20 protein-coding genes and 1 pseudogene are annotated in these 26,656 nt (G+C 60.2%); 16 read left to right on the top strand and 5 right to left on the bottom strand.

The features are described 5' to 3' along the window. Positions 1-214: pseudogene (locus CAPSK01_RS23245) on the bottom strand (efflux transporter periplasmic adaptor subunit); the annotation flags it as partial. Between the two features lie 390 nt (positions 215-604). Here CAPSK01_RS23245 and CAPSK01_RS15150 point away from each other — a divergent pair. From CAPSK01_RS15150 to CAPSK01_RS15185, 8 genes are all read left to right on the top strand, one after another. Continuing rightward, a complete protein-coding gene (locus CAPSK01_RS15150; protein ID WP_273703781.1) occupies positions 605-1,684 on the top strand; it encodes a pilus assembly protein PilM in 1,080 nt (359 codons plus the stop codon). After that, the gene (locus CAPSK01_RS15155; RefSeq protein ID WP_034928469.1) at positions 1,681-2,247 is read left to right on the top strand and encodes a PilN domain-containing protein; all 567 of its coding nucleotides are present in this window, start codon (positions 1,681-1,683) and stop codon (positions 2,245-2,247) included. Before CAPSK01_RS15150 ends, CAPSK01_RS15155 begins: the two co-directional genes overlap by 4 nt. A 26-nt stretch (positions 2,248-2,273) precedes the next feature. Next, entirely contained in the window at positions 2,274-2,906 is a 633-nt protein-coding gene (locus tag CAPSK01_RS15160; protein ID WP_273703782.1) for a type 4a pilus biogenesis protein PilO, read from the top strand. Then, positions 2,903-3,418, top strand: coding sequence for a pilus assembly protein PilP (locus tag CAPSK01_RS15165; protein WP_034928472.1), 516 nt, complete (start codon positions 2,903-2,905; stop codon positions 3,416-3,418). The genes CAPSK01_RS15160 and CAPSK01_RS15165 overlap by 4 nt, the downstream gene beginning before the upstream one ends. After that, positions 3,418-5,523: a type IV pilus secretin PilQ gene (locus tag CAPSK01_RS15170; RefSeq protein WP_034928476.1), complete on the top strand. Its 2,106-nt coding sequence runs from the start codon at positions 3,418-3,420 to the stop codon at positions 5,521-5,523. The genes CAPSK01_RS15165 and CAPSK01_RS15170 overlap by 1 nt, the downstream gene beginning before the upstream one ends. Positions 5,524-5,610: 87 nt before the next feature. After that, entirely contained in the window at positions 5,611-6,132 is a 522-nt protein-coding gene (locus CAPSK01_RS15175; protein WP_034928478.1) for a shikimate kinase, read from the top strand. Next, positions 6,129-7,211 carry a 3-dehydroquinate synthase gene (gene aroB / locus CAPSK01_RS15180; RefSeq protein ID WP_034928481.1) on the top strand — a complete coding sequence of 361 codons (1,083 nt, stop codon included), beginning with the start codon at positions 6,129-6,131 and terminating at the stop codon, positions 7,209-7,211. Before CAPSK01_RS15175 ends, aroB begins: the two co-directional genes overlap by 4 nt. Next, the gene (locus CAPSK01_RS15185) at positions 7,204-8,349 is read left to right on the top strand and encodes a deoxyguanosinetriphosphate triphosphohydrolase (protein ID WP_034928613.1); all 1,146 of its coding nucleotides are present in this window, start codon (positions 7,204-7,206) and stop codon (positions 8,347-8,349) included. The genes aroB and CAPSK01_RS15185 overlap by 8 nt, the downstream gene beginning before the upstream one ends. Positions 8,350-8,397: 48 nt before the next feature. Here CAPSK01_RS15185 and CAPSK01_RS15190 read toward each other — a convergent pair whose 3' ends face one another. From CAPSK01_RS15190 to CAPSK01_RS15200, 3 genes are all read right to left on the bottom strand, one after another. Continuing rightward, the gene (locus CAPSK01_RS15190) at positions 8,398-8,859 is read right to left on the bottom strand and encodes a CBS domain-containing protein (RefSeq protein WP_034928485.1); all 462 of its coding nucleotides are present in this window, start codon (positions 8,857-8,859) and stop codon (positions 8,398-8,400) included. 157 nt (positions 8,860-9,016) lie between these two features. After that, positions 9,017-10,435 carry a Re/Si-specific NAD(P)(+) transhydrogenase subunit beta gene (gene pntB / locus CAPSK01_RS15195; RefSeq protein WP_034928616.1) on the bottom strand — a complete coding sequence of 473 codons (1,419 nt, stop codon included), beginning with the start codon at positions 10,433-10,435 and terminating at the stop codon, positions 9,017-9,019. A gap of 12 nt (positions 10,436-10,447) precedes the next feature. Beyond that, positions 10,448-12,040, bottom strand: coding sequence for a Re/Si-specific NAD(P)(+) transhydrogenase subunit alpha (locus CAPSK01_RS15200; protein WP_034928487.1), 1,593 nt, complete (start codon positions 12,038-12,040; stop codon positions 10,448-10,450). A gap of 663 nt (positions 12,041-12,703) precedes the next feature. Here CAPSK01_RS15200 and gltB point away from each other — a divergent pair. Beyond that, a complete protein-coding gene (gene gltB, locus CAPSK01_RS15205; RefSeq protein WP_034928619.1) occupies positions 12,704-17,380 on the top strand; it encodes a glutamate synthase large subunit in 4,677 nt (1,558 codons plus the stop codon). 2 nt (positions 17,381-17,382) lie between these two features. Beyond that, positions 17,383-18,825: a glutamate synthase subunit beta gene (locus CAPSK01_RS15210; protein WP_034928489.1), complete on the top strand. Its 1,443-nt coding sequence runs from the start codon at positions 17,383-17,385 to the stop codon at positions 18,823-18,825. Between the two features lie 7 nt (positions 18,826-18,832). Here the strand turns inward: CAPSK01_RS15210 and CAPSK01_RS23250 are convergent, their stop codons facing one another. After that, on the bottom strand, positions 18,833-19,117 hold the full coding sequence (locus CAPSK01_RS23250) for a hypothetical protein (protein ID WP_273703783.1): 285 nt from the start codon (positions 19,115-19,117) through the stop codon (positions 18,833-18,835). Between CAPSK01_RS23250 and glmU the strand changes: the two genes are divergently transcribed. The 6 genes from glmU to CAPSK01_RS15240 form a co-directional block, all read left to right on the top strand. Continuing rightward, positions 19,104-20,456, top strand: a complete 1,353-nt coding sequence (gene glmU / locus CAPSK01_RS15215; RefSeq protein ID WP_034928491.1) for a bifunctional UDP-N-acetylglucosamine diphosphorylase/glucosamine-1-phosphate N-acetyltransferase GlmU — start codon at positions 19,104-19,106, stop codon at positions 20,454-20,456. The two genes, CAPSK01_RS23250 and glmU, sit on opposite strands and share 14 nt — an antisense overlap. 7 nt (positions 20,457-20,463) lie before the next feature. Then, positions 20,464-22,293, top strand: a complete 1,830-nt coding sequence (gene glmS, locus CAPSK01_RS15220; RefSeq protein ID WP_034928494.1) for a glutamine--fructose-6-phosphate transaminase (isomerizing) — start codon at positions 20,464-20,466, stop codon at positions 22,291-22,293. 16 nt (positions 22,294-22,309) lie between these two features. Continuing rightward, complete coding sequence (locus tag CAPSK01_RS15225; RefSeq protein ID WP_034928496.1) at positions 22,310-22,867, top strand: cyclic nucleotide-binding domain-containing protein; 558 nt, start codon at positions 22,310-22,312, stop codon at positions 22,865-22,867. Positions 22,868-23,034: 167 nt separating this feature from the next. Further along, on the top strand, positions 23,035-24,249 hold the full coding sequence (locus CAPSK01_RS15230; protein WP_034928498.1) for an ABC transporter ATP-binding protein: 1,215 nt from the start codon (positions 23,035-23,037) through the stop codon (positions 24,247-24,249). Then, positions 24,246-25,238, top strand: coding sequence for a GNAT family N-acetyltransferase (locus CAPSK01_RS15235; protein ID WP_034928500.1), 993 nt, complete (start codon positions 24,246-24,248; stop codon positions 25,236-25,238). Before CAPSK01_RS15230 ends, CAPSK01_RS15235 begins: the two co-directional genes overlap by 4 nt. 25 nt (positions 25,239-25,263) lie before the next feature. Beyond that, on the top strand, positions 25,264-26,656 hold a 1,393-nt coding region (locus tag CAPSK01_RS15240; protein ID WP_273703784.1), incomplete at its 3' end, for a PIG-L family deacetylase.

Raw genomic sequence — 26,656 nt, forward strand, 5'->3', positions numbered from 1 at the left:
CAGTGATCTTGCCGGGAATGCGGAAGGCGAGCGGGATTTCGTAACGCGAGCGAACCTCTCCCGAGTAGTTGAGGCTCTCGTCTCCCGAACTCTCGCCAAGAACGCGCGTCAATACCGGCCGGGCGGGTTCGGGCGCTACCGGCTCCTTGCCGCAGGCGGCGAGCAGCGCGAGCAACAGGAGAGTATTTTGAGGAAAGGCTGTGTTCAGCCGCATGCCGTGCCTTACGGGCAGGTGCGCATCGGGGTCAGTGTCTGCACCGCGCAAAACGAGCACTAGCCGCCTGGGAGCAATGATCGGGTCAGTAATGTAGCGGTTGCGGCCAGTGGAGTCAATTGACGCTGATGCTCAGCGGATGGCCTGCCAGAGGTCATTGCCAGCGCCGATGGCAATCCTGTTCACAGAGCCGATTGAATGTAAAAACAAACAGATAAGCAAGCCGGGTGAGCGTTTGTGGGGTTCACGCCAAGCACCACCAGGGTGGTGTCGAAAGCCTCCAGAAATTTCTTTACATGCCGTAACCTTGTTGTTAGCATCGAAAGGAGAGTCTCCATAGGTACGCTAACTGCAAATTATTGAAGGGTTTTTTAGGCGAGGAGTGGCAATTTGCAGCTTGATTTTTCGATCTTTAATCCCAAGGCGCGCTCGCTGATCGGTCTTGATATCAGTTCGTCGTCGGTCAAAATGGTGGAGCTGGCCAGTGATGGCAAGGGTGGCTACCGTGTCGAGCGTTACGCGATCGAAGTCTTGCCAAGGGATGTCGTGTCGGATGGCAACATTGTCAATCTTGAGTCGGCCGCGGAATCCGTCAGGCGAGCCTGGAAGAAGCTGGCGACCGCGACGCGGCAGGTGGCGATCGCCCTGCCGTCGTCACATGTCATTACCAAGAAAATCATTGTCATGGCGGGGCAGCGTGAGGATGAACTCGAACTGCTGGTGGAGTCCGAGGCCAACCAGTACATCCCGTTCCCTCTCGATGAAGTCAACCTGGATTTTCAGGTGGTCGGGCCCGCGCCGTCTTCTCCTGACGAGATCGAGGTTCTGATTGCTGCGTCGCGTAAGGAAAAGGTGGAAGACCGTGTTGCCGTTGCCGAATCGGCCGGCCTCAAGCCGAAGGTGTTGGACGTGGAGTCCTACGCCATGCTTGCCGCTTTTGAACTGATTGAGGCACAGCTTCCCGAAGGCGGCAAGGGGAAGATCGTCGCCTTGGTGGACATCGGCGCCAATGTGATGAACTTCACCGTTCTCCGCAATGGCCAGCAACTCTACGCTCGCGAACAGGCATTTGGCGGCAATCAACTAACGCAGGATATTGCCCGCCTGTTTGGCATGAGCTTCGAGGAAGCAGAGGCCGAGAAACGCCGAAATACTCTGCCGGAGAAATACGAGGCCGAACTGTTGCGGCCATTTCTTGAATCGCTGGCTCTGGAACTGTCGCGTGCCTTGCAATTCTTCTTCACTTCGACGCAGTTCAACGAGGTCAACCACATCGTCCTCGCAGGGGGGTGCGCAGTCATTCCGGGTGTTGACGAAGTGGTGGCTTCCCGGACCCAGATCAACACGATCATTGCTAATCCCTTTGCCAACATGCTGCTCGCCGAACGGGTTCGCGGCAAGAGTCTGCTGGCCGATGCTTCGTCATTGATGGTCGCCTGCGGTCTTGCGCTGAGGAGATTCGACGCATGATACGGATCAATCTTCTGCCGCATCGGGAAGAGAAGCGCAGAGCGCGGCGGCAACAGTTTTACGCCTTGCTGGGCCTGGTGACGCTGCTTGCGGGGCTGATCGGGGTTCTCGTCTACTCGGTGATTGCCGGTTACATCTCGGTGCAGGATGCCAGGAACGATTTTCTCAAGCAGGAGATCGCCGTCCTCAACAAGGAGATCGATCAGATCAAGCGGCTCAAGGAGCAGAGCGACGCCTTGATGGAGCGCAAACGGATCATCGAATCATTGCAGCGTGATCGGGCAGAAGCGGTGCGTTTGCTGAGCGAACTGGCCAAGCAGATGCCGGAAGGGGTGTACCTGCGCTCGTTGAAGCAGGAGGGGCAGAGAATCAGTCTCGGCGGTTATGCCCAGTCCAGTGCCCGAGTATCGACGCTGATGCGCAACATCGAGGCATCGCCGTGGCTTGAAAAACCGCAGTTGCTGGAAATCAAGGCCGTACTTGTCGACAAGCGGCGCCTCAATGAATTCACCATGAATGCCTCGATCAAGAGGAAAACGACCGGGGGAGGAGAGCAGAAGTGAAAGCGAGCGCTCTTCGAAACATCGACTTGAGGTCAATCTTCAGGGATTTCCAGGATCTGAATCCCAAGGATGTAGGGACCTGGCCTCTGGCGCCGCGTGTGACCATCCTGTTGGCCCTGTTTCTGTTGATCCTGTTGGGTGGCTGGTGGTTCTTCTGGGATGAACAGTTGGTGTCCCTGGAGAACAAGCAGCAAACCGAATTGAAGCTCCGGGATGAGTTCGTTGCCAAGAAGAAGCTGGCAGTAAACCTCGATCTGTACGTGCAGCGCCTGAACGAGATTGACCGTTCCTTCGGTGCACTCCTGAAACAGTTGCCCAACAAATCTGAAGTCGAGGCCTTGCTGGTTGAAATCAACCAGGCGGGGATGGGCAGAGGACTGCAGTTCGAGTTGTTCAAGCCTGGAGCGGAGCAAGTCAAGGACTTTTATGCAGAATTGCCAATCAACGTGCGCCTGACCGGCTCTTATCATGACTTCGGCGCTTTCGCCGGAGATATCGGCAAGTTGTCCAGGATCGTCACCTTGAACAATATCGCCATTGCCCAGGGCAAGGACGGTTTGGTGATGGATGCCATTACCAAAACCTTCCGCTATCTCGACGAAGAAGAACTGGCGGCGAAGAGGAAGGCCGCCCAAGCTGCGAAGGCTGGAAAGAAATGAGGAGACTCGTTGCCCTGCTTGGCACGGTCTTTCTGGTCGCATGTTCCACGGGCGATCATGAGGATCTGCGTGAATGGATGAAAACCGCGGCTCAGGATAGCAAAGCCAAAATCCCCCCCTTGCCGGTGGTTGAGCCCTACGAGCCTGCGTCTTATGATGTGGGCGGTCTGTTTGACCCTTTCAAGCCGGCCAAGGTGGGTCCCGAGGAGAAGAAGGGGGGGGGTGGCCTGCGGCCTGACCTCGATCGGCCAAAAGAGCCGTTGGAGCTTTATCCCCTGGAATCGCTGAAATACGTCGGCGTGATGACGAGAAACAAGGTGTCGTACGCCATTATCCAGGTTGAAGGTACGTTGTACCAAATCAAGATCGGAAATTACATGGGGCAGAATTTCGGCGTGGTGGTCAACGTTTCCGAGGCGGATATCACCCTGCGAGAACTCGTTCAGGATTCGGCCGGTGACTGGGTGGAGAGGACGAGTACCTTGCTTTTGCAGGAGAAGGGAGCAAAGTAATGAAGCACAACATCAAACAATACCTGTTTGGCCTGGTTGCCGGTGCGCTGTGGGCGCTTGGAACGGTGCATGCCCAGGAAGACGTTCGGCCGAATTCGATTGAGTCGATGAATGTCGTGCAGCAAGGCTCGGTATTGAATGTCAAGCTCACTTTCAAGGAACCCCTGCGAGCACTGCCGGCAGCCTTCAGTGTCGCCAGGCCGGCACGTATGGCCTTTGATTTTCCGAACACGACCAACGGCCTCGGCAAGTCGAGCCAAACGTATAACGAGGGCGATTTGAAAAGTGCCAACATCGTCCAGGCGGAGGACCGGACTCGCCTCGTCCTGAACCTGCACAAGGCGATGACCTACGAGGCGACGATCGATGGCAACAGCCTGCTGCTCGCCCTGGTACCGAGTGCGACGACAGTGGGCGCGGCAAAGGTCGAACATTTCGCGCAGGCACGTCCGTCTGCCTCGTCCAACAGCATTCGCGACATCGCCTTCCGGCGCGGCAGGGACGGCGAGGGGCGGATCACGGTTGACCTGACCGATGCCAACGCAGGCATCGATATCAAGCAGCAGGGGTCGACGCTGGTGGTCGATTTCGCCAAGGTGACGGTTCCGGAGACGCTGCGCAAACGTCTTGACGTGACCGATTTCGCAACCCCGGTGTTGACCGTGCATACCGACCAGCAGGGTGCCAACGCCCGCATGACCATCACTCCGCGCGGCCTGTGGGAACACAACGCGTATCAGAGTGACAGTCAGTTCGTCATCGAGGTCAAGCAGGTCATCGTGAATCCGAACAAACTGGTGCAGGGTTCGCGTGGCGGTTATCAGGGCGAGAAGTTGTCGCTGAACTTCCAGAATGTCGATGTGCGCCGTCTGCTGCAGGTGATCGGCGAGTTCACCGGCATGAACATGGTCGTCAGCGATTCCGTCGGCGGCTCGATCACCCTGATTCTCAAGGATGTGCCCTGGGATCAGGCACTCGACATCATCATGCAGCAGAAGGGCCTGGACATGCGCAAGAATGGAAATGTCATTCTGATTGCGCCACGTGAGGAAATTGCGACCAAGGAAAAGCTCGATTTCGAATCGAAAGTGCAGATCGGTGACCTCGAGCCCCTGCAGACCGAGAGTTTCCAGATGAACTACATCAAGGCTGAAGCAGTGCAAAAGCTGCTGATCGACCCCAAGCAGACCTTGCTCTCGAAGCGTGGCAGCGCGCTTCTCGATGACCGTTCGAACATGATGTTCGTCAAGGATACGCCGAGCCGCCTCGATGATGTACGGGCGATGATCGCCAAGGTGGACATCCCCGCCCGACAGGTGATGATCGAAGCGCGAATCGTTGAAGCCGGCGACTCGTTTGCCAAGAATCTGGGCATTCGTCTGTCCTTTGGTGCGACAAACAAGACCTCTACGGTAGATTCGGTCACCGGCCGGGTAACCACGACTGTAGAGCAGGTCAAAGACAAAGGGTACATCGTCAATTCGGACCCCAGATCTTCGTCGTTCGGTCTCGTGAATCTGCCAGCGACGCCAAGATCGGGGACCCCGGGACTGCTCAACCTGAGTCTGTACGACAACTCGCTGACACAGTTTCTCAACCTGGAAATTTCAGCACTGGAAGCTGACGGACGTGGCAAGGTGATCTCGAGTCCACGCGTGATGACGGCAAACCAGGTGGAAGCAATCATCGAGCAGGGAGTAGAGATTCCTTATCAACAGGCGACAAGTTCCGGTGCCACCAGCATATCGTTCAGAAAGGCCAATCTCTCATTGAAGGTGAAGCCACAGATCACCCCGGATGGCAAGATCACCATGACCCTGGATGTCAACAAGGACACTCCGAATACCCGTTTGTCGACAGGGGCAGGGGTGGCGATCGATACCAAGCACGTCAAGACCGAAGTGCTGGTCGAGAATGGCGGCACGGTGGTCATTGGCGGCATCTACACGCAGGAAAAGCGTACCAACACCCAGCGAATCCCGTTTCTCGGCGACCTTCCCTATGTTGGATGGATGTTCAAGAACCGGGAATGGATTGACGACAAGACCGAACTGCTGGTTTTCATCACACCGAGGATCGTCGTCGAGAATCTGTCGTTGCGCTGATCACTGCCTGTAGTATGTGTGCATAGGCGGCCAGCCGGGTGAGCTCCTGCTCCCATGGCCATCCTGAGCATGCGATAGAATAGGCGAGTGAACAACGACAAACGCAATGTCTACCTGGTTGGCCTGATGGGGGCCGGAAAAACGACCATCGGCAAGGCCCTGGCCAGGCGCCTGGCGTATCATTTTGTTGATACAGATCACGAGGTCGAAGCGCGCACCGGCGTCGGTCTGCCGACGATCTTTGAGATTGAAGGTGAGGAAGGCTTTCGCAAGCGCGAGGCACAGGTCATTGCCGAACTGGCTGACCGGGATGCTCAGGTTGTGGCGACCGGGGGCGGTGCCGTATTGCGGTCCGAGAACCGGCAGAACCTGCGAGCGAGTGGTCTGGTGATCTATCTCGATGTGCCGCTGCCAACGCTCCACGAACGGACGCGACACGACAAGAAGCGACCGCTGTTACAGGTCAGTGACCCACGCCAGAAGCTCCGGGAACTGCACGCACAGCGCGACCCGCTGTACCGTGAAGTCGCCGACCTGGTCGTCAGTGGCAGCCGAATCACGGTCCAGTCGGTTCTGAATTTGCTGATCAAGGAAGTGGGAGAGCCATGAAAACGCTGACGGTCGCACTCGGGGATCGTTCCTACCCGATTCATGTCGGGCGGGGGCTGATCGAGCGCGCCGAGTTGCTGATACTGCGGCAGCCGAAAGCGGCGATCGTCAGTAACGTGACCGTCGCGCCGCTGTACCTGCAGCGCTTGGCGGACCCTTTGCGCCGGGCCGGCGTTGAAGTCGTCGAGATGGTGCTGCCCGATGGCGAACGGTTCAAGGACTGGCAAACCCTCAACTCGATTTTCGACGGACTGCTGGAGCGACGCTGCGAACGGTCAACAACCCTGATCGCCCTCGGTGGGGGAGTGGTTGGTGACATCACGGGTTTCGCGGCGGCCTGTTTTCAGCGTGGCATGCCTTTCATCCAGGTGCCGACGACCCTGCTGGCCCAGGTCGATTCGTCGGTGGGTGGCAAGACCGGGATCAATCACCCTCTCGGCAAGAACATGATCGGGGCTTTCCATCAGCCACAGCTTGTGCTGGCCGATACCGATACCCTGAATACGTTGCCGGACAGAGAGCTGCGGGCTGGCCTGGCAGAAGTGATCAAGTACGGTTTGATCAGGGATTTGCCCTTTCTTGAGTGGCTGGAGGCTAACCTGGAGTCCCTGCTGTCTCGTGAACCGGTTGCCCTGGCTGAAGCGATTTGCCGTTCGTGCAGGAACAAGGCGGAAGTGGTGGTCGCTGACGAACGTGAGGCGGGCGAGCGAGCCCTGCTCAACCTCGGCCATACCTTCGGGCATGCGATTGAAACCGGCGTTGGCTATGGCGAATGGCTGCACGGTGAGGCTATTGCGGCGGGTTCGCTGATGGCGGCCGAACTGTCGTCGCTGCTGGGCTGGATCGACCGGCATGACCTTCTGCGTGTCGAGCGGCTTTTTCAGCGCGCAGGCTTGCCAGTGTGCGGGCCGGCCTTGAACGTCGAGCGCTATCTCGAATTGATGCAGCACGACAAGAAGGTTCAGGATGGCAAGCTCCGCCTGGTTCTTCTGAAGAAGCTCGGGCAGGCGGTGCTCAGCGACGCAGCACCACTGGCCGAAATCCGCAGGGCCATTGGCGCGCGCTCTGCGCATGCCTGACCTTGCTCCGTACGCGGTCACGGCGCTCAACTCACGCGGTCGCCGTTATTCCGACAGCGAACCCGTCCATCGCAGCGAGTTCCAGCGCGACCGTGACCGGATCATCCATTCGACGGCCTTTCGACGCCTCGAATACAAGACGCAGGTGTTCGTCAATCACGAAGGTGATCTCTTTCGTACCCGCCTGACACACAGCCTCGAAGTCGCCCAGATCGCGCGTGGAATCGCGCGTTCGCTACAACTCAACGAGGATCTGGCCGAAGCCATTTCGCTTGCTCACGATCTCGGTCATACGCCTTTTGGCCATGCCGGGCAGGATGCGCTCAACGATTGCATGCGCGCACATGGAGGCTTTGAGCACAATCTGCAGAGTCTGCGAACGGTTGACCTGCTGGAGGAGCGCTACGCTGCTTTTGATGGCCTCAACCTCTGTTTTGAGACCCGCGAAGGCATTGTCAAGCATTGCTCCTTGGACAACGCTCGTCAGCTTGGAAAACTCGGCGAGCGTTTCATCAGACACACACAACCGTCGCTCGAGGCGCAGATCTGCAACCTGGCGGATGAAATCGCCTATAACAATCATGACGTGGACGACGGATTGCGCGCCGGGCTGATCACGCTCGAACAGCTTCAGGAAGTCAGCCTGTTTTCCCTGCACATTGCCGATGTCCGGAAAGTCTACCCCGAACTGAACGGGCGCCGCTTGATCCACGAAACTATCCGGCGCATGATCAATACCCTGGTTTGCGACCTGATCGAGACCACCAAAACCCACATCGCACGGCAAAGGCCGCGGGATCTTGCCGAGGTGCACCTGGCGCCGCCATTGGTGGCGTTCTCGGACGATTTATACGCGGCGCAGCGCCAACTTAAGCGCTTCCTGCATATCCGACTCTATCAGCACTATCAGGTTCTGCGGATGGCCAGCAGGGCGCAACGTATCGTCAGAGATCTATTTTCCGCCTTTGTCAGCAATCCGCGCTTGCTGCCCCCGCAATATCAGGTCCTTGCCGATGGGGGTGACCAAGTCCGCAGGGTGGCCGATTATATCGCCGGGATGACCGATCGCTATGCCGTCAAGGAACATCGCCGCTTGTTTGCGGTGGGTCTGGAGGGTGCGGTGGGTCTGGAGGGCTGAGAAACCCTGCGGGCGGGGTTTGCCGCGCGTCGGCGAGCAGCGTGCGTGCTAAGGCGACGGCCAATCCTTGATGTATGCCTTGAGCAACTTGTTTTCCAGGTTGCGCTCTTCGAGCACGGCCTTGGCGACATCGTGAAAGGAGACGATCCCGACAATGGTATTTTCTTCCATGACCGGCACATAGCGAGTGTGCGTGTCCACCATGATTCGGCGCAATTCGTCGACGTCCATGTCCGGATCAGCGGTTGGGGGGTTGCGGTCCATCGCCTCGATGACCAGAATTTCGGCAATCGGTGGCGTTGGCCCGACCCGGCGCTCGGTCTGGCGTTTGGCGAGGATTGCCATGACTTCACGGAAAGTCAGCATTCCTGCCAACTTGCCTCCCTCCATGACGATCACCGAGCCGATGTCATTTTCGGCCATCATGATGACCGCTTCCGAAAGAGGCGAGTCGGGATGTACGGCAAACAGTGCTGAATCTTTGACCTGCAGAACTTCTTTGACCTCCATGTCACCCCCTAGAGATAGGATAGCTGGCGGATGCGCCCTTGCACTCATCACCGCGATTCTACCAGATGTCGATCTGCATCCGAAAAGTTCGCCCCCCTGAAAAGCACAACGCCCGCACATGCGGGCGTTGCGGGGCGAACGAGGAAGGATTCCCCGATCAGCTCTTCAGGGCAACCAGCACCTCATCGAGCATCTTCTTGGCATCGCCAAAGAGCATGCGGTTGTTTTCCTTGTAGAAGAGTGGATTGTCCACGCCGGCGTAGCCGGAGGCCATGCTGCGCTTCATGACGATCGAAGTCTTGGCCTTCCACACCTCGAGCACCGGCATGCCGGCGATCGGGCTGCTCGGATCATCCTGCGCAGCCGGATTGACGATGTCGTTGGCGCCGATGATCATCGCCACATCGGTGGTCGGGAAGTCGTCGTTGAGTTCGTCCATTTCGAAGACGATATCGTAGGGTACCTTGGCTTCGGCGAGGAGCACGTTCATGTGGCCGGGCATGCGGCCGGCCACCGGGTGAATGCCGAAGCGCACGTTGACGCCTTTCTCGCGCAGCAGACGAGTGATTTCGTAGACCGTATGTTGGGCTTGCGCGACCGCCATCCCGTAACCCGGGACGATGATCACGTTCTTGGCCTCACGCAACAACTCGGCCGTTTCCGGCGCACTGATCGGCACCACTTCGCCGGCCGGTTGAGCGCCACCAACGGCCGCTGCAGGCGTTCCTCCGGTCGTACCGAAGCCGCCGGCGATGACGCTGATGAAATGGCGATTCATCGCCGCACACATGATGTAAGACAGGATCGCGCCGCTCGAGCCGACCAGGGCACCGGTGACGATCAGCAGGTCGTTCGACAGCATGAAGCCGGTTGCCGCCGCCGCCCAACCGGAGTAGCTGTTGAGCATCGAGACCACCACCGGCATGTCGGCACCGCCGATCGCCATCACCATGTGGATGCCGAACAGCAGGGCGATGACGGTCATCACCACCAGCGGTGTCATGCCGTCGCTGATCGAGCTGGCGTGCAGGAATTCCCGGCCGAAGTAAATGACGACCAGTAGGCCGGCGAGGTTGATCCAGTGGCGCGCCGGGAGCAGCAGTGGGTTACCCGAGATCTTGCCGGACAACTTGCCGAAGGCGATGACCGAGCCGGAAAAGGTGACGGCACCGATCAAGATGCCGACATAGATTTCGACCTCGTGGATCGCTTTTTCGGCCCCGGTCATGCCGGTCGCCGTGACCGGGTCGATGTAGTTGGCAAAACCGACCAGCATCGCCGCGAGGCCGACCATGCTGTGCATCAATGCGACCAGTTCGGGCATCTGGGTCATCTGGACGGTTCGTGCGGCATAGATGCCGATCGTCGCACCGACCGCCATCGCGCCGATCAGCCACGCGTAACCGGCGCTGCCGACACGCGGACCGAAGACCGTCGCCAGAACGGCGATGGTCATGCCGATGATCCCGTAGAGGTTGCCGCGGCGGGAGGTCTCCTGATTGCTGAGGCCGCCGAGGCAGAGAATGAAAAGAATCGTTGCTCCGAGATAGGAGACGGTTGCCAAGCTTTCAGACATGTTCATCAACTCCTATTTGCGGAACATTGCCAGCATGCGCTGGGTTACGGCGAAACCACCGAACATGTTGATGGTCGCCAGGACGATGGCACCGATCGCCAGCCAGCGAATCCAGTCTTCCGGACGATCGAGTCCGGTTTCGATCGGCGGCGCGATCTGGACCAGCGCGCCGATGGCAATGATGCTGCTGACGGCGTTGGTGACGCTCATCAGCGGTGTATGCAGGGCCGGCTTGACGTTCCACACGACCATGTAGCCGACGAAGCAGGCGAGGACGAAGACCGTGAAATGACCGAGGAAGGCGGGTGGCGCACTGGCGCCGATGAACCAGAAGAGAGCCGCTGCAGCAGCAAACATGACGGCAACGCCGGTTCCCGAAGCGGGTTCACTGGCCTTGCCGTGACCGTGCGGCTTTTTCGTGGCAGCCACGGGCTGGGCCGCCGCCGGTGCCGCAACTGGCGCTGCCGACGGCTTGGGTGCCGGGGGCGGCCAAGTCACGTTGCCTTCCTTGATAACCGTCAGGCCGCGGATGGCTTCGTCCTCCATGTTGACGTCGATGATGCCGTCCTTGGTCTTGCACAGTTCCTCGGCAAGGCGCAACAGGTTGGTGCTGTACAGCGTCGACGACTGCCGCGCCAAGCGGCTGACCAGGTCGGTGTAACCGATGATGGTGACGTCGTGCTTCACCACCGCCTGGCCCGGCTCGGTCAACTCGCAGTTGCCACCCTGTTCGGCGGCCATGTCGACGATCACGCTGCCCGGCTTCATTGAGCGGACCATCTCGGCAGTGATCAGCCTGGGCGCCGGTTTGCCAGGGATCAGCGCGGTCGTGATGATGATGTCGACCTCTCGGGCCTGTTTGGCGTACATGTCGCGCTGGGCCTTCTGGAAGCCCTCGCTCATCACCTTGGCGTAACCACCGCCGCCGGAACCTTCTTCGTCGTAATCGACCTTGACGAATTCGCCGCCCAGCGACGCGACCTGATCGGCCACTTCGGCACGCGTGTCGTTGGCACGAACGATGGCGCCGAGGTTGGCGGCCGTGCCAATCGCCGCCAGGCCGGCCACGCCGGCACCGGCAACGAAAACCTTGGCCGGCGGAACCTTGCCCGCCGCCGTGATCTGGCCATTGAAAAAGCGACCAAAGGCGTTGGCGGCCTCGATGACGGCGCGGTAGCCCGCGACGCCAGCCTGGGAAGTCAACGCGTCCATCTTCTGGGCGCGCGAGAGCGTGCGCGGCAGCGAGTCGATGGCCAGCACGGTCACCTTGCGGGCCGCGAGCTGCTGCAGGAGTTCCGGGTTCTGCGCCGGCCAGATGAAGCTGACCAGCGTACTTCCCTGGCGCATCAGGCCGACTTCTTCGGCCGACGGGCCGCGTACCTTGAAGATGATGTCCGACGAAGACCAAAGGTTGGCCGCTCCTTCGGCGATCGCAGCGCCGGCAGCCTTGTACGCGTCGTCCGAGATGTTCGCGGCGTCGCCGGCGCCGGATTCGACCAGCACGGCGAAACCCAGCTTGATCAGTTTTTCAACGACTTCGGGTACGGTCGCAACCCGTTTTTCTCCTGCAGCAGTCTCTCTGGGAACTCCGATTGTGAGCGGCATTCATTCCTCCATCATGTGTATTGCCAGTATTTTCAAAATAACCGGTTCGCAGGGCGCGAAACCAGCCTTCCCCAAAAAAATCTCCAGTCACGGTCTTCAACTCGCTCGGAAAAGTCCCTGTCGGCAATCGCTACCGGGCAATCTTCCCCCTGCTTGTGGCGCAGCCGGCCAGACAAGCCGCCAATCTGAGCTTAGCACAAGTCCGGCGCGGACTTTACCATGACCAAACGTCAGAAAAAACGCGCTGCATCTGTGAGCCAAACGATCGCGACGAACCGGGAAAGGTGTGGCCGTCCCTTTTCTGGATGGTTGCATGCACGCCTTGCTGACGCCGAACAGGAAATCATGGCTTGCCGCAGGGGGGGACGTTGAAGCTGCAGCAAAAAAATTGCCTTGATGGGCATGAATATTGCTTGATTTCTGACTTGGGATGCCGATCTGTCGGGCAGTCGTGCAAGAGCATCGGGCGCCTCTTTTCGGTGCCAGGGAGACGATTTCGTGCACTTTCTTGGTGCGGCGCAGCATCTTGAATGGTTGAGCTATTCAGGGTATAGTCGCCAGTCCCCGTGAGTGGCCCGGTTGATCGGTTTTGCGCCGGACGTCGTGACGTTTCAATCAGGGCCTGCCTGGGTACTGTCTTTGTTTTTTGAGGATTCGAGTGTGATGAATGCGGCCATACCTGAAGGGCAGGGGCTTTATGACCCGGCCAACGAGCACGATGCCTGCGGCGTCGGTTTTGTAGCGCACATCCGGGGCAAGAAGAGTCACTCGATCATCGAGCAGGGCCTGCTGATTCTGAAGAATCTTGATCATCGCGGTGCGGTCGGCGCCGACCCGCTGATGGGAGATGGCGCCGGGATCCTGATCCAGATTCCAGACGGCTTGTTTCGAGAAGAGATGGCCAGGCAGGGCATCCTGCTTCCGCAACCCGGTGACTATGGCGTAGGGATGGTATTTCTGCCCAAGGAGTCCGCTTCGCGCCTGGCCTGTCAGGAAGCAATCGAGCGTGCTGTCCGTTCGGAGCACCAGATCGTTCTGGGTTGGCGCGATGTGCCGGTCGACCATGCCCTGCCGATGTCACCGACGGTGCGCGCCAGGGAACCGGTGATTCGCCAGATCTTCGTCGGCCGTGGGCCGGATATCATGGTCACCGACGCACTCGAGCGCAAGCTCTACGTGATTCGCCGCCGCGCCGCCAACGCCATCCAGGCGCTCGGGCTGAAGCACAGCAAGGAGTTCTACCAGCCGTCGATGTCGGCGCGGACGATCGTTTACAAGGGTTTGCTGCTCGCTCACCAGGTCGGCGAGTACTACACCGACCTCAAGGATCCGCGTTGCATCTCGGCGCTGGCGCTGGCTCACCAGCGTTTCTCGACGAATACCTTTCCGACCTGGCAACTCGCCCATCCGTTCCGGATGATTGCGCACAACGGCGAGATCAATACCCTGCGCGGCAATTACAACTGGATGCGGGCGCGTGAGAAGGGCACTTCATCGCCGCTGCTCGGCGCCGATCTGGAAAAGATCTGGCCACTGATTTATCCGGGTCAGTCCGATTCTGCTTCATTCGACAACGCGCTCGAGCTGTTGGTGATGGGCGGTTATTCGCTGGCGCACGCAATGATGATGCTGATTCCCGAAGCCTGGGAATCGCACACGCTGATGGACGAGAGGCGCGGCGCATTCTACAAGTACCATGCGGCAATGATCGAGCCCTGGGATGGCCCGGCGGCCGTGGCCTTCACCGATGGGCGCCAGATCGGCGCCACCCTTGACCGTAACGGCCTGCGTCCGGCGCGCTACCTGGTCACCGACGACGATCTGGTGGTGATGGCCTCGGAGGCCGGCGTGCTGCCGATTCCCGAGGAGCGGATTGTCAAGAAATGGCGCTTGCAGCCGGGCAAGATGTTTCTCATCGATCTCGACCAGGGACGCATCATCAACGATGCGGAACTGAAAGATACGCTGGCACTGACCAAGCCTTATCAGGACTGGCTGAGCCGCATCAACATCAAGCTCGACGATCTGCCGTTGCCGAAGAACGTTGCGCCGAGTGCCTGTTCGGTGCCCTTGCTCGACCGTCAGCAGGCCTTTGGTTATAGCCAGGAAGACCTCAAGTTCATTCTCGAGCCGATGGCCACCTCGGGTGAGGAGGCCACCGGCTCGATGGGCAATGATTCCCCACTGGCCGTTCTGTCGAACCGCAGCAAACCACTGTTCAACTATTTTCGGCAGTTGTTCGCACAGGTCACCAATCCACCGATCGACCCGATCCGCGAGCAGCTGGTGATGTCGCTGGTGTCCTTCATCGGCCCCAAACCGAACCTTCTCGGAATCAACGAGATCAACCCGCCGTATCGTCTTGAAGTCGCGCAGCCGGTGCTCGATTTCGACAACATGGCCAAATTGCGTCGTATTGCGACCTACACCGGCAACAAGTTCCACTCCGCCGAGCTCGACATCTGCTATCCGCTGGCCTGGGGTAACGAAGGCGTCGAAGCCCGGCTGGCGTCGCTGTGCGCCGAAGCCGAGGACCATGTGCACAAGGGATCGAGCATCCTCATCGTTTCGGATCGTCGGGTCGACGCGGAGCATGTTGCAATCCCTGCGCTGCTGGCGACTTCGGCGGTGCATCACCATCTGGTGACCAAAGGGCTGCGTACCCGGGTCGGCCTGGTAGTCGAAACCGGTGCGGCGCGCGAGACGCATCATTTTGCCTTGCTGGCCGGTTACGGGGCGGAAGCAGTACATCCCTATCTGGCACTTGAAACCCTGCAGCAGATCGCCGGCGGCGATGCCGAGAAAGGTGACAAGGCGATCAGGCACTTCATCAAAGGCGTCGGCAAGGGCCTGCTCAAGGTCATGTCCAAGATGGGCATCTCGACCTATATGTCCTATACCGGGGCCCAGATCTTCGAAGCCATCGGCCTGCAGAAGAAGATGGTCGACAAGTATTTCACCGGCACGTCGACGCAGGTGGAAGGGATCGGTGTCTTCGAAGTCATGGAGGAGGCGATTCGCCTGCACAAGCAAGCTTTCAGCGACGACCCGGTGTTGGCGACCATGCTCGACGCCGGCGGCGAATACGCTTACCGCGTGCGCGGCGAAGAACACCTGTGGACACCGGATGCGATCGCCAAGCTGCAACATGCCACGCGTACGGGCAAGTACGAGACCTACAGGGAATACGCGCAACTGATCAATGACCAGACGCGGCGCCACATGACGCTACGTGGACTGTTCGAGCTGAAGCCCGCCGGTGCGCCGGTGCCGCTCGATGAAGTCGAGCCGGCCAAGGAAATCGTCAAGCGTTTTGCCACCGGGGCGATGTCGCTCGGGTCGATTTCGACCGAAGCCCACAGCACTCTGGCGATCGCCATGAACCGTCTTGGCGGCAAGTCGAACACCGGCGAGGGAGGCGAGGATCCGGCACGCTTCAAGGTGCTCAAGGGCAACGAAAAGGTTTCCGACGTGGTCGGCAGGACGCGCATCGAACGCGACTATCAGTTGCAGCCTGGCGACAGCCTGCGCTCGGCGATCAAACAGGTTGCTTCCGGGCGTTTCGGAGTGACTGCCGAATATCTGGTCAACGCCGACCAGATTCAGATCAAAATGGCGCAAGGAGCCAAGCCGGGTGAAGGAGGGCAGTTGCCGGGTCACAAGGTGTCCGAATACATTGGCTACCTCCGCCACTCGGTGCCCGGCGTCGGGCTCATTTCGCCACCACCGCATCACGACATCTACTCGATCGAAGACCTGGCGCAGCTGATTCACGATCTGAAGAACACCAACTCCAAGGCTTCGATCAGCGTCAAACTGGTTTCCGAAATCGGTGTCGGTACAGTCGCAGCCGGTGTGACCAAGGCCAAGGCCGACCATCTGGTGATCGCCGGCCATGACGGCGGCACGGGCGCCAGCCCGCAATCGTCGATCAAGCACGCGGGTTCGCCATGGGAACTGGGTCTTGCCGAGACTCAGCAGACGCTGGTGCTCAACCGCCTGCGTGGGCGTGTGCGGGTGCAGGTTGACGGACAGATGAAAACCGGGCGTGATGTCCTGATCGGTGCGCTGCTCGGCGCCGACGAGTTTGGTTTCGCGACGGCGCCGCTCGTCGTCGAAGGCTGCATCATGATGCGCAAGTGTCACCTCAACACCTGTCCGGTGGGTGTGGCCACGCAGGATCCGGTGCTGCGCCGCCGGTTTTCCGGTCAGCCCGAACATGTGGTCAATTATTTCTTCTTCGTCGCAGAGGAAGTGCGTGAACTGATGGCATTGCTCGGCATTCGCCGTTTCAACGAGTTGATCGGCCGCAGTGATCTGCTCGACATGCAAAAAGGCATCAGTCACTGGAAGGCACGGGGGCTCGACTACAGCCGGATTTTCTACCGCCCGGAAAACCGGATCGGTGCACCGGTGTTTCAGTGCGAACAACAGGATCACGGTCTGGCAAAGGCGCTCGACAATCAGCTCATTGCACTTGCCAAACCGGCTCTAGATCGTTGCGAGAAGGTCAGGATCGACCTGCCGTTGCGCAACATCAATCGGACGGTTGGAGCGATGTTGTCCGGTCGGATCGCGGAGATCTACGGGCACGCCGGACTGCCTGACGGCACCATCGAAATTCATTTCACCGGTACCGCGGGGCAGACCTTCGGTGCGTTTTTGGCGCGCGGGGTGACCCTGGACCTGATTGGCGAAGCCAACGACTACGTCGGCAAAGGTTTGTCGGGTGGACGGATTATCGTCCGTCCGAGTGCAGGTTTCCGTGGTGAGACGATGCACAACATCATTGTGGGCAATACCGTTCTTTATGGCGCGATCGAGGGCGAGGCGTTCTTCGCCGGTGTCGCCGGCGAGCGCTTTGCCGTTCGCAACTCGGGGGCCACCGCCGTCGTCGAGGGAGTCGGTGACCATGGCTGCGAGTACATGACCGGCGGTACCGTCGTGGTGCTCGGCATGACCGGCCGCAACTTTGCGGCGGGCATGTCCGGTGGCGTGGCTTACGTGCTTGACGAAGAAGGAAGCTTCGAGTCGCGCTGCAACATGGCGCAGGTATCACTGGAGCCGGTCGAGGAGGAATTGGTGGCCCGCCAGGGCAGCGACGCCGGCGATGATCTCGAGGGTCACGGCAAAGTGGATGTACGCCATCTCGGGGTGATCGACGAAGTGCTGCTCAAGGGACTGATCGACAAACACTATCGGTATACCGGCAGCCGGCAGGCGCTGCGATTGCTCAATGACTGGGAGCGGTGTCGCAGACGCTTCGTGAAGATCATGCCACACGAGTACCGTCGGGTACTTGGCGAGCTGGCGGCGCAAAAGCAACTGGAGGCAGCATAAGGATGGGTAAGCCGACTGGATTCATCGAATATCAGCGTCTGGCGGAGGTCAGTGAGCCCACCGCATTGCGCCTGAAGCACTACCGCGAATTTGTCCGGACCCTCACCGACGAGCAGGCGAAGCAGCAGGGCGCCCGCTGCATGGATTGCGGGATTCCGTTCTGCAACACCGGCTGTCCGGTGAATAACATCATTCCTGACTGGAATGACCTGGTTTACCGTGGCCATTGGGAACAGGCGCTGGCGGTGCTGCATTCCACCAACAATTTCCCGGATTTCACCGGCCGTATCTGCCCGGCACCATGCGAAGCGGCGTGTACGCTCAATATCAACACCGACCCGGTCGGCATCAAGTCGATCGAGCATGCGATCGTTGACAAGGGTTGGGAAAAGGACTGGATCGTTCCACAGCCGCCGAAGGTCAAGACCGGCAGGAAAGTGGCCGTCGTCGGTTCCGGCCCGGCCGGCTTGGCGGCTGCCCAGCAGCTGGCGCGCGTCGGGCACGCAGTGGTCGTCTTTGAAAAGAACGACCGTGTGGGTGGCCTGATGCGCTACGGAATTCCCGATTTCAAGTTCGAGAAATCGCATATCGACCGACGCATCGAGCAGATGCAGGCTGAGGGCGTCGAGTTTCGTGTCAACCAGGAGATTGGCGGCAGCGGTGCCAAGGCAGTGCCGGTGGCGCAGTTGCTGGCCAACTTTGACGCGCTCATCATCGCCGGAGGCGCCGAGTTGCCGCGTGACCTCAGGGTGCCCGGTCGCGACCTCGACGGCGTACATTTCGCGATGGAGTTCCTGCCTCAGCAGAACCGGGTCAACGCCGGCGACCGAGTACCTGCGCAGATTCTCGCAACTGGCAAGCGGGTGATCGTGATCGGTGGTGGCGATACAGGTTCCGACTGCGTCGGCACCAGCAACCGGCATGGCGCGCTGTCGGTCACCCAGTTCGAGGTGATGCCGCAACCACCGGAGCAGGAGAACAAGAGCCTGACCTGGCCGTATTGGCCGCTCAAACTGCGGACTTCTTCTTCGCATGAAGAAGGTTGTGCGCGCGATTTTGCCGTCTCGACCAAGGAATTCCTCGGTGAGAACGGCAAGCTGAAAGCCCTCAAGGTGGTTCGCGTAGACTGGAGCAAAGGCCACATGCAGGAAGTCCCCGGTAGCGAAACCGAGATCGCGGCCGACCTGGTATTACTGGCCATGGGCTTTGTTTCGCCGGTCAGGCAAGGCCTGCTGGAGCAACTGGCGGTTGAGCTCGACGCACGTGGCAACGTCAAGGCGACGACCGATGGGGAAGGCTGTTACGCCACCAGCGTCGCGAAAGTGTTTGCCGCCGGCGACATGCGGCGAGGCCAGTCGCTCGTCGTCTGGGCCATTCGCGAAGGTCGACAATGCGCACGGGAAGTGGATGCTTTTCTGATGGGCCGTTCCGATCTGCCGCGGTGACACGTCATCACGAATTGCATTCCGTGACGAATGCAATTCGTGCCGTCGTTGTTGCCTGCCGTGACAATGACGGTTTTTTCAGGTCAAGAACAGCGCCAAAGCGTGACATTGTTGTGAGTTGTTCATGTCTGTAACTGAAATAATATACGGCAAGACGATTGGCGCCTGTCGTGACGCCGATCAGCTCCGGATCTGACTCGTCCACCGGGGCGCTGTTGCCGTGCGAGGGCAGGCAGCAGGAGAGATTCCAACCATCGCGTTCTACCGGGTTCCTGTTCATGAATATCGTCATTCTCGCCGCCGGGCAAGGCAAGCGCATGCATTCCAATTTGCCCAAGGTGCTGCATCCACTGGCCGGCAAGGCGCTTCTCGCGCATGTGCTGGATACCGCCCGCAGCCTCGTGCCGCAGCGCCTCTGTGTTGTCTATGGGCACGGCGGCGACGCCGTGCGGACGACGATCGATGCTCCGGACCTGGTCTGGGTCCTGCAGGAGCCGCAACTCGGGACCGGCCATGCCGTCATGCAGGCCCTGCCGCATCTGGGTGCCACCGGGACAACGTTGGTACTCTACGGTGACGTGCCCCTGATTCAAACGGAAACGCTCAAGCAGTTGGTGCATGCGGCGCGCGACGCCCTGGCCATTCTGACCGTCGAACTTGCCGACCCCGACGGCTACGGTCGAATCGTCCGCAACGCAGCCGGCGAGGTGGTGCGCATCGTCGAGCAGAAGGATGCAGTGGCCGCAGAGCGAGCGATTCGTGAAGTGAATACCGGCATCGTCGCGCTACCGACGGTCTACCTGTCCGATTGGCTTGGCCGGCTTTCGAACGACAACGCGCAGCAGGAGTACTACCTGACCGACATCGTCGGGATGGCTGTTGCCGCAGGCGTGCCGATCCGTACGACACCAGCGCAGAGCGAATCGGAGGTGCTGGGCGTCAATAGCAAGGGGCAGCTTGCCCAGCTCGAGCGGGTTGCCCAACGTCGAACCGCCGAACGTCTGATGGAGCAGGGTGTTCGCCTCGCTGACCCGGCACGCATTGACGTGCGTGGCGAACTGCTCTGTGGGCGCGATGTATTCATCGACGTGAACTGTGTTTTCGAGGGTCGGGTGGTCCTCGAAGAAGCCGTCGAGGTCGGGCCTGCCTGTGTGCTGAAGAATGCCCATATCGGTGCCGGTTCGCGTCTTGCCGCTTTTAGTCACCTTGAAGGCGCGACTGTCGGACCGGATGGCGTGATCGGACCTTTCGCCCGTTTGCGTCCGGGGACTGAACTCGCCTCCAGTGTCCATGTCGGCAACTTTGTCGAACTCAAGAACAGCAGGTTCGCAGCGTTTTCGAAGGCCAATCACCTGGCCTATGTCGGCGACGCTGTCGTCGGCAGCCGGGTCAACATTGGTGCCGGCACGATTACCTGCAACTATGATGGCGCCAACAAGTTCAAGACCATCATCGAGGATGACGCCTTCATCGGCTCCGATACGCAGTTGGTCGCACCGGTCACGGTGGGTCGTGGCGCCACACTGGGTGCCGGGACGACCCTGACCAAGGACGCTCCACCAGACGCGCTGACCATCTCGCGTGCCAAGCAGATTTCCATCCCCGGCTGGAAACGGCCACAGAAGAAGTGATCTGACCATGTGTGGCATCGTTGCCGCGGTCGCCGACCGCAATATCGTTCCTGTTCTTCTCGAAGGTCTGCGCAAGCTCGAATATCGTGGCTACGATTCGGCCGGTCTTGCCCTGATCGACGCCAGCGGTCTGCATCGGCTGCGCTCGGTCGGCCGTGTTGCCGAACTGGCCGCGCAGGTCGATGAGTCGCATGTTGCCGGCAATACCGGTATCGCACACACGCGCTGGGCCACGCATGGCGTTCCCTGTGAACGCAATGCCCACCCGCATATCTCCGCAGGTCTGGCGGTGGTGCACAACGGGATCATCGAAAACCACGAATCTCTGCGTGGACGCCTCAAGGCGCTGGGTTACCAATTTACGTCGGATACCGATACTGAAGTCGTGGCGCACCTGATTGCTCATGAACTGAAGACCACTCCGGACTTTCTGAGTGCTGTTCGTCAGGCGATCGCGCAACTGCAGGGAGCCTACGCGATTGCCGTGCTGCGTGAATCGGACCCGAGCCGACTGGTGGTCGCGCGCGAAGGCGCGCCCTTGCTGCTGGGTCTCAGCGATGACGCCTGCTACGCCGCCTCCGATGCCTCGGCACTGGTGCAGGTCACGCGCCGGATGGTCTATCTGGATAACGGGGACTGCGCCGAACTGATGCGCGACAGTTACCGCATCACGCGGGTAAATGGGATGCCGGTGGAACGTCCCGAGAGCGAATCTCAACTCTCGGCAGAGGCGATCGAGCTTGGCAATTACCGGCACTACATGCAGAAGGAGATCTTCGAGCAGCCGGTCGCGCTGGCCAACACGCTCGAGATGCTCGGTGCGGCGCGCAGCATCCAGCCCGGGATCTTCGGTGCCGAAAGCGAGACGATCCTTGGCGAGGTCCGGCAGGTCTTGATCATCGCCTGTGGAACCAGCTATCACGCCGGGCTGGTTGCCCGTTACTGGCTCGAATCGATCGCCGGCATCCCGTGTTCGGTTGAAGTGGCCAGCGAGTATCGCTATCGTGACTCGGTGCCCGACCCGCAGACTCTGGTAGTGACCATCTCTCAATCAGGCGAAACCGCCGACACGCTGGCTGCGCTGCAACATGCCAAGGCCTTGGGCATGCAGCACACGCTCTGTATCTGCAACGTCCCCGAGTCTTCGCTGGTGCGCGAGAACAGCCTGCGTTTCATTACCCGTGCGGGTCCGGAAATCGGTGTTGCTTCCACCAAGGCGTTTACCACGCAACTCGCCGCGCTCTACCTGCTGACGCTGGTGCTCGCCAAGGTTCGCCGGCGCCTTGACGGGCAGGAAGAGGCTGCAGAACTGCATGCGGTACGGCATCTGCCGATGGCGGTGGCCAAAATCCTCGAACTCGAACCACAGATTCGTGAATGGGCGGAGCGCTTCTCGATGAAGCAGCATGCCCTGTTCCTGGGGCGTGGCCGGCATTACCCGATTGCCATGGAAGGCGCACTCAAGCTCAAGGAGATCTCCTATATTCATGCCGAGGCCTACCCGGCCGGCGAACTCAAGCATGGCCCCTTGGCGCTCGTCGATCGCGACATGCCGGTCATCGCCGTCGCTCCCAACGATGCCCTGCTGGAAAAACTCAAGTCCAATCTGCAGGAAGTGCGCGCTCGTGGCGGGGAACTCTATGTGTTCGCCGATGCGGACAGTGAGATGAAGGAATCGAACGGGATTCAAGTCTTGCAACTGCCCGAGCACTACGGCGCACTCTCGGCCTTGCTGCACGTGGTGCCGCTGCAATTGCTCGCTTACCATGTCGCGCTGGTGCGCGGAACCGACGTGGACAAGCCGCGCAATCTGGCAAAGTCGGTTACCGTCGAGTGATCCGTACGTGCAACCCTTGACTGACCGACGCCTGTCAGAATTTGAATATCTTGGCGATGCGACGCCGTTCGCCGCGCAGGTGCACGCCTTGCTTCCCTATTCCCCCCTGTTTGAGGACCTGAGTCTTGCAGAGGTCTGCCTGATCAGTCCATTCATGCAGGTGTACCGGGCACAGACCGACCAGGAAGTGCTGCGTCAGGGTGACGCAGGAGACTTCATGCTGTTCGTGATCGAGGGGCGCATCGAGGTCTTCAAACAGGCCGGCGGCAATCCGCCACGCCTGATCGCCGTTGTTGCCAATGGCAAGACACTCGGCGAGATGTCCTTGATCGACGGTCATCCGCGTTCTGCGACCTGTATTGCCGATGCAGGGACGGTGGTCGGCGTCCTGACGCGCGAGAACCTGGCGCGCATCATTCTCGAACAGCCCATTCTGGGCGCCAAGATCCTGATGGCACTGGTGGTAATGCTGTCGCAGAGGTTGCGCACGACCAGCGCGCAACTGCTCACCAGCCTCGACCAGATGGGTAGGCAGTACGACGGGCTGCTTGACCAGAGCAGCGGCTTCGTCTAACGGTCATGTCTTTTCCAGACACCTCCGATCATGAAAGTCATGACCGTTTTCCTCTCCCCCGCGCGGGGGGGTGGGGAAATTCTTGAGTCGCGATGCGGCTTTCACATTAATCTTGTCTGAACTGGCAGTGGCACTGCTGGAGGCACCGTTTTTTCGCGCGGCGCAACATGAATTCGCTGCCGTCCTCTGAATTCATCATTCAGGCACAGGGTCTTGGCAAGTGCTACGCCATGTTCGAGCACCCTGCTGATCGTCTGAAGCAATTGCTGTTCGGACGTTTTCGTTCTTACCACCGGGAATTCTGGGCGTTACGGGGGGTCGATCTCGAGATCCGGACGGGGGAGGTGGTTGGTCTGGTAGGGCGCAATGGTGCCGGGAAATCCACCTTGCTACAATTGATCTGTGGCACCTTGGAGCCAACAGAGGGTAAGTTGGCAGTGCGAGGGCGGATCGCCGCGCTGCTGGAATTGGGTTCCGGTTTCAATCCCGATTTCTCGGGCAGGGAGAACGTCTACTTGAACGCCACCATCCTCGGATTGAGCAGTCGCGAAGTCGACGCACGCATGGACGAGATCCTGTCCTTTGCGGACATCGGTGAGTTCGTGGACCAACCGGTCAGGACTTATTCGAGCGGGATGTTCGTTCGCCTGGCTTTCGCGGTGGCGACCAGCGTGGACCCGGACATCCTGGTGATAGATGAGGCGCTCTCCGTGGGGGATGGCGCTTTCGCACGCAAATCCTTCGAGCGCATCATGGGCATGAAGGAAGCAGGCAAGACCATCCTGTTCTGCTCCCACTCCATCTACTCGGTAGAGGTGCTGTGCAACCGGGCTCTCTGGATCGAGCATGGCCAGTTGCGCATGCAAGGTTCTGCGGCAGAAGTGACCTCGGCCTACGCAGCCAGCCTCGAAAGTCCCATGATCGGCGAAGAGTCAGGACGCACCAGGCTGGCGACGCTCACCGGTGGTGGGCGCATCATCCGGGCGACCGCCTGTGTTAGCGGCGTATGCGGTGCCCAGGTCAGCGCCGTATCCGGCCTCAGCGACCTCTCCGTGACCATCGAGTTTGCCATCGACCCAGGCCTTCTTCCTCCCAGCGTGGCGGTCGTCTTCGGTGATTCGGCGCACCGGGTCGTCGCCAGTGCCAGTTCGCACAACGACGGGGTGACGCTGTCGATGGATGCGCAGGGCCATGGCCGCGGCGTGGTGATTTTTCCGGCCTTGCCGCTGCTCAAAGGACGTTATTCCATTACTTCCTATCTGCTCTGTGAAAGGGGATTACACATCTATGATCTGGCAGACCAGAGTATCCGCCTCGAGGTGACGCAGAACGGTGTTGAACAGGGTGTCGTCACCCTCAAGCATGAATGGCTTCCGGCATGACCCGGACGGGCGGCGATCGCATGCGCATTGGCGAATTGTCGTTCAATCGCCGGGATATCGTTCCCGAAGACCAGTCCGAGGTGTTGGCGCTGCATCACCGGGTGTTCGGTGCGGGCGCCTCTCCCGCCTGGTTCCGGTGGAAATACGGCGATGGCGGTGCGCAGGCGACGGGCCTCTGGGACCAGCGTGGCCGCTTGCTGGCACTCTGTGGTGGAACGCCGCGTACCTTGCTGCACGCCGGGCAAGCGGTGGCCGCGATACAGCTTGGCGATGTCATGGTTGCGCCCGAAGTCCGCGGCCTGCTGACCCGCCGTGGGCCATTCTTCCAGGTTTCCGGGCATTTTTACGAGTCGCGTATCGGCGCCGGTCGGCCTTTCCAGGTCGGCTTCGGTTTTGCCAGCAAGCGCCATGTGCGGCTGGCCATCGCTCTGCATCTGGCCCGGAATGAAGGGACTTTGCAGTCCATTCAGTGGTGGGATCTGGCGGGCAATCTCCCTTGGGGTTGGCGCTGCGAGCCGCTCGAACCGGCGTCATTTGAGCGGGCAGCGACCGAGGCCTGGCAGGCCATGCAGGAAGGCCTGTCTGGTCTGAGCGCCGGCTGCCGGGATGTCACCTACCTGCAGCACCGTTTCCTGGCGCGGCCCGGATATGCCTACCGCCTGTTCAGGATTCACCGCAGTTGGTCGCGGCGAACATCCGGTATCCTCGTCCTGCGCCTCCAGGGCGAAACGGCCCAGTGGCTGGACTGGATCGGACCTCCGGAGGAAATCGGTCTGGCTGCACGCATCGCGAAAATCCAGGCTGCCGCCGCCGGCGCTCAAGCGATGACGCTATGGGCTTCCAACGCGATCTGCGAATCTCTGAAAGTCCCCCCCTCGGAGGAATCGACGGTCGCCTGGGTGGGGATTCCGTGTGTTTCAATGTTGCGTGAAGAGGATGCCAGTCGGCGGAAATGGTGGTGGATGGGGGGAGACACCGATTTTCTGTGAAGACGTGAGGGCAACTGAAAGCGACATGCTCCCTTACCAGGCGCAGCAATTGATCCCTGCGGCCGGGGTGCTGGTGCTCGCACCTCACCCGGACGATGAGGTATTCGGCTGTGGAGGGGCGCTTGCCGCTCATGCCGCTGCGGGCGTTCCCGTGCACGTCGTCATTCTCACCAACGGCGCGCTGTTCGGCGACCCGGACACGCGCCTGGGTGAAAGTTGCATCGCTGGCCAACTGTTGGGCTACGGAGAGCCGGAAGGCTGGAATTTCCCGGATCGCGGCCTCGAGTATGGCGAGCCTCTCGTGACGCGTCTGGTTGTGGCCATCACCGCCAGCACAGCCGATCTGGTCTATGCACCCTCTCTTCGGGAAATCCACCCGGATCATCGGCAACTGGCCATGGCCGCTGTCGAGGCTGTGCGCCGGGTGGGTGGAAAGGTTCGTCTTGCCCAGTATGAAGTGGGTGTCCCCCTGCGTCCCAATCTGTTGCTCGACATCACCCCATTCCTGGATCGCAAGCGGCAGGCAATGGCGTGTTTCGTCTCTCAGCTGCGACAGCAGCGCTACGATGAGCACATTCTGGGGCTGAATCGTTTCCGTACCTATACCTTGCCGATAGAGGTGGCGTCGGCCGAAGCCTACACCCTCGTTTCGGCAGCCGCCCTGCGCGAGAATGCGCTGCTCGATCTGGTTGAGCCGGAATACGTCTTCCAGACGCGCCTGGGATTTCCCTGCGCCAGCCAGGACGTACCCCTCGTTTCGGTGGTCGTCCGTCACCTCTCCGGGTCGGGCCTGCGGCTGAGCCTCGACAGCCTGGCTTTGCAGACCTACCCGAACGTCGAGGTGCTCATCGTGGATGGCGTCCCGGGTCTCCCGGTGCTGCCCGGCCACTGCGGTCGCCACATGCTGCGCCAGATCGCGACGAATCAACGCCGGACGGTCGCCGCTGCGGCCAATGCCGGATTCGACGAGGCTCGCGGTGCGTACGGCCTGGTTCTCGACGAAGGCGGGTCGATCCCGCCGGACCACCTCGCCAGTCTAGTGTCCGCGCTGCGCAAACAATCGGCCTGCCGCGCCGCTTATGCCGGCGGCCAACAACGGGAGGTCGATCACGGCCAGACAAGCGGGAGCGTCGACGGCGACCCGATCCGCCTTCTGTGCCGTCCCGATATCCCTCTGCAGGCCGTACTGTTCGATCTTTGCTTGGTGAACAACGTGAACGATGGCTGCCGCTTCGATGAGTCGCTGGACGGCCAACAGGATTGGGACTTCCTGTTGCAGTTGAGTCTTGTCACCGACTTTCTCCGGGTGGCGTGCGCCGCTCCCTTTCCGGCAGTTCCGGCCAATGCGCAGGAAGCCCCTGAACCCACTTCCCTGCAAGCGATGTACGAACGCTGGCGGACGCGCTGGTCGCCGGCAC

It is taken from the genome of Candidatus Accumulibacter vicinus (genome assembly GCF_000584955.1).
Lineage (GTDB): Bacteria > Pseudomonadota > Gammaproteobacteria > Burkholderiales > Rhodocyclaceae > Accumulibacter > Accumulibacter vicinus.

Bases quoted from the DNA above. Each gene is read 5' to 3' on its own strand.
- CAPSK01_RS15155 (WP_034928469.1), top strand. From the start codon at position 1,681: ATGATACGGATCAATCTTCTGCCGCATCGGGAAGAGAAGCGCAGAGCG.
- CAPSK01_RS15165 (WP_034928472.1), top strand. From the start codon at position 2,903: ATGAGGAGACTCGTTGCCCTGCTTGGCACGGTCTTTCTGGTCGCATGT.
- CAPSK01_RS15170 (WP_034928476.1), top strand. From the start codon at position 3,418: ATGAAGCACAACATCAAACAATACCTGTTTGGCCTGGTTGCCGGTGCG.
- aroB (WP_034928481.1), top strand. From the start codon at position 6,129: ATGAAAACGCTGACGGTCGCACTCGGGGATCGTTCCTACCCGATTCAT.
- CAPSK01_RS15185 (WP_034928613.1), top strand. From the start codon at position 7,204: ATGCCTGACCTTGCTCCGTACGCGGTCACGGCGCTCAACTCACGCGGT.
- CAPSK01_RS15190 (WP_034928485.1), bottom strand. From the start codon at position 8,859: ATGGAGGTCAAAGAAGTTCTGCAGGTCAAAGATTCAGCACTGTTTGCC.
- pntB (WP_034928616.1), bottom strand. From the start codon at position 10,435: ATGTCTGAAAGCTTGGCAACCGTCTCCTATCTCGGAGCAACGATTCTT.
- CAPSK01_RS15200 (WP_034928487.1), bottom strand. From the start codon at position 12,040: ATGCCGCTCACAATCGGAGTTCCCAGAGAGACTGCTGCAGGAGAAAAA.
- gltB (WP_034928619.1), top strand. From the start codon at position 12,704: ATGAATGCGGCCATACCTGAAGGGCAGGGGCTTTATGACCCGGCCAAC.
- CAPSK01_RS15210 (WP_034928489.1), top strand. From the start codon at position 17,383: ATGGGTAAGCCGACTGGATTCATCGAATATCAGCGTCTGGCGGAGGTC.
- glmU (WP_034928491.1), top strand. From the start codon at position 19,104: ATGAATATCGTCATTCTCGCCGCCGGGCAAGGCAAGCGCATGCATTCC.
- CAPSK01_RS23250 (WP_273703783.1), bottom strand. From the start codon at position 19,117: ATGACGATATTCATGAACAGGAACCCGGTAGAACGCGATGGTTGGAAT.
- glmS (WP_034928494.1), top strand. From the start codon at position 20,464: ATGTGTGGCATCGTTGCCGCGGTCGCCGACCGCAATATCGTTCCTGTT.
- CAPSK01_RS15230 (WP_034928498.1), top strand. From the start codon at position 23,035: ATGAATTCGCTGCCGTCCTCTGAATTCATCATTCAGGCACAGGGTCTT.
- CAPSK01_RS15235 (WP_034928500.1), top strand. From the start codon at position 24,246: ATGACCCGGACGGGCGGCGATCGCATGCGCATTGGCGAATTGTCGTTC.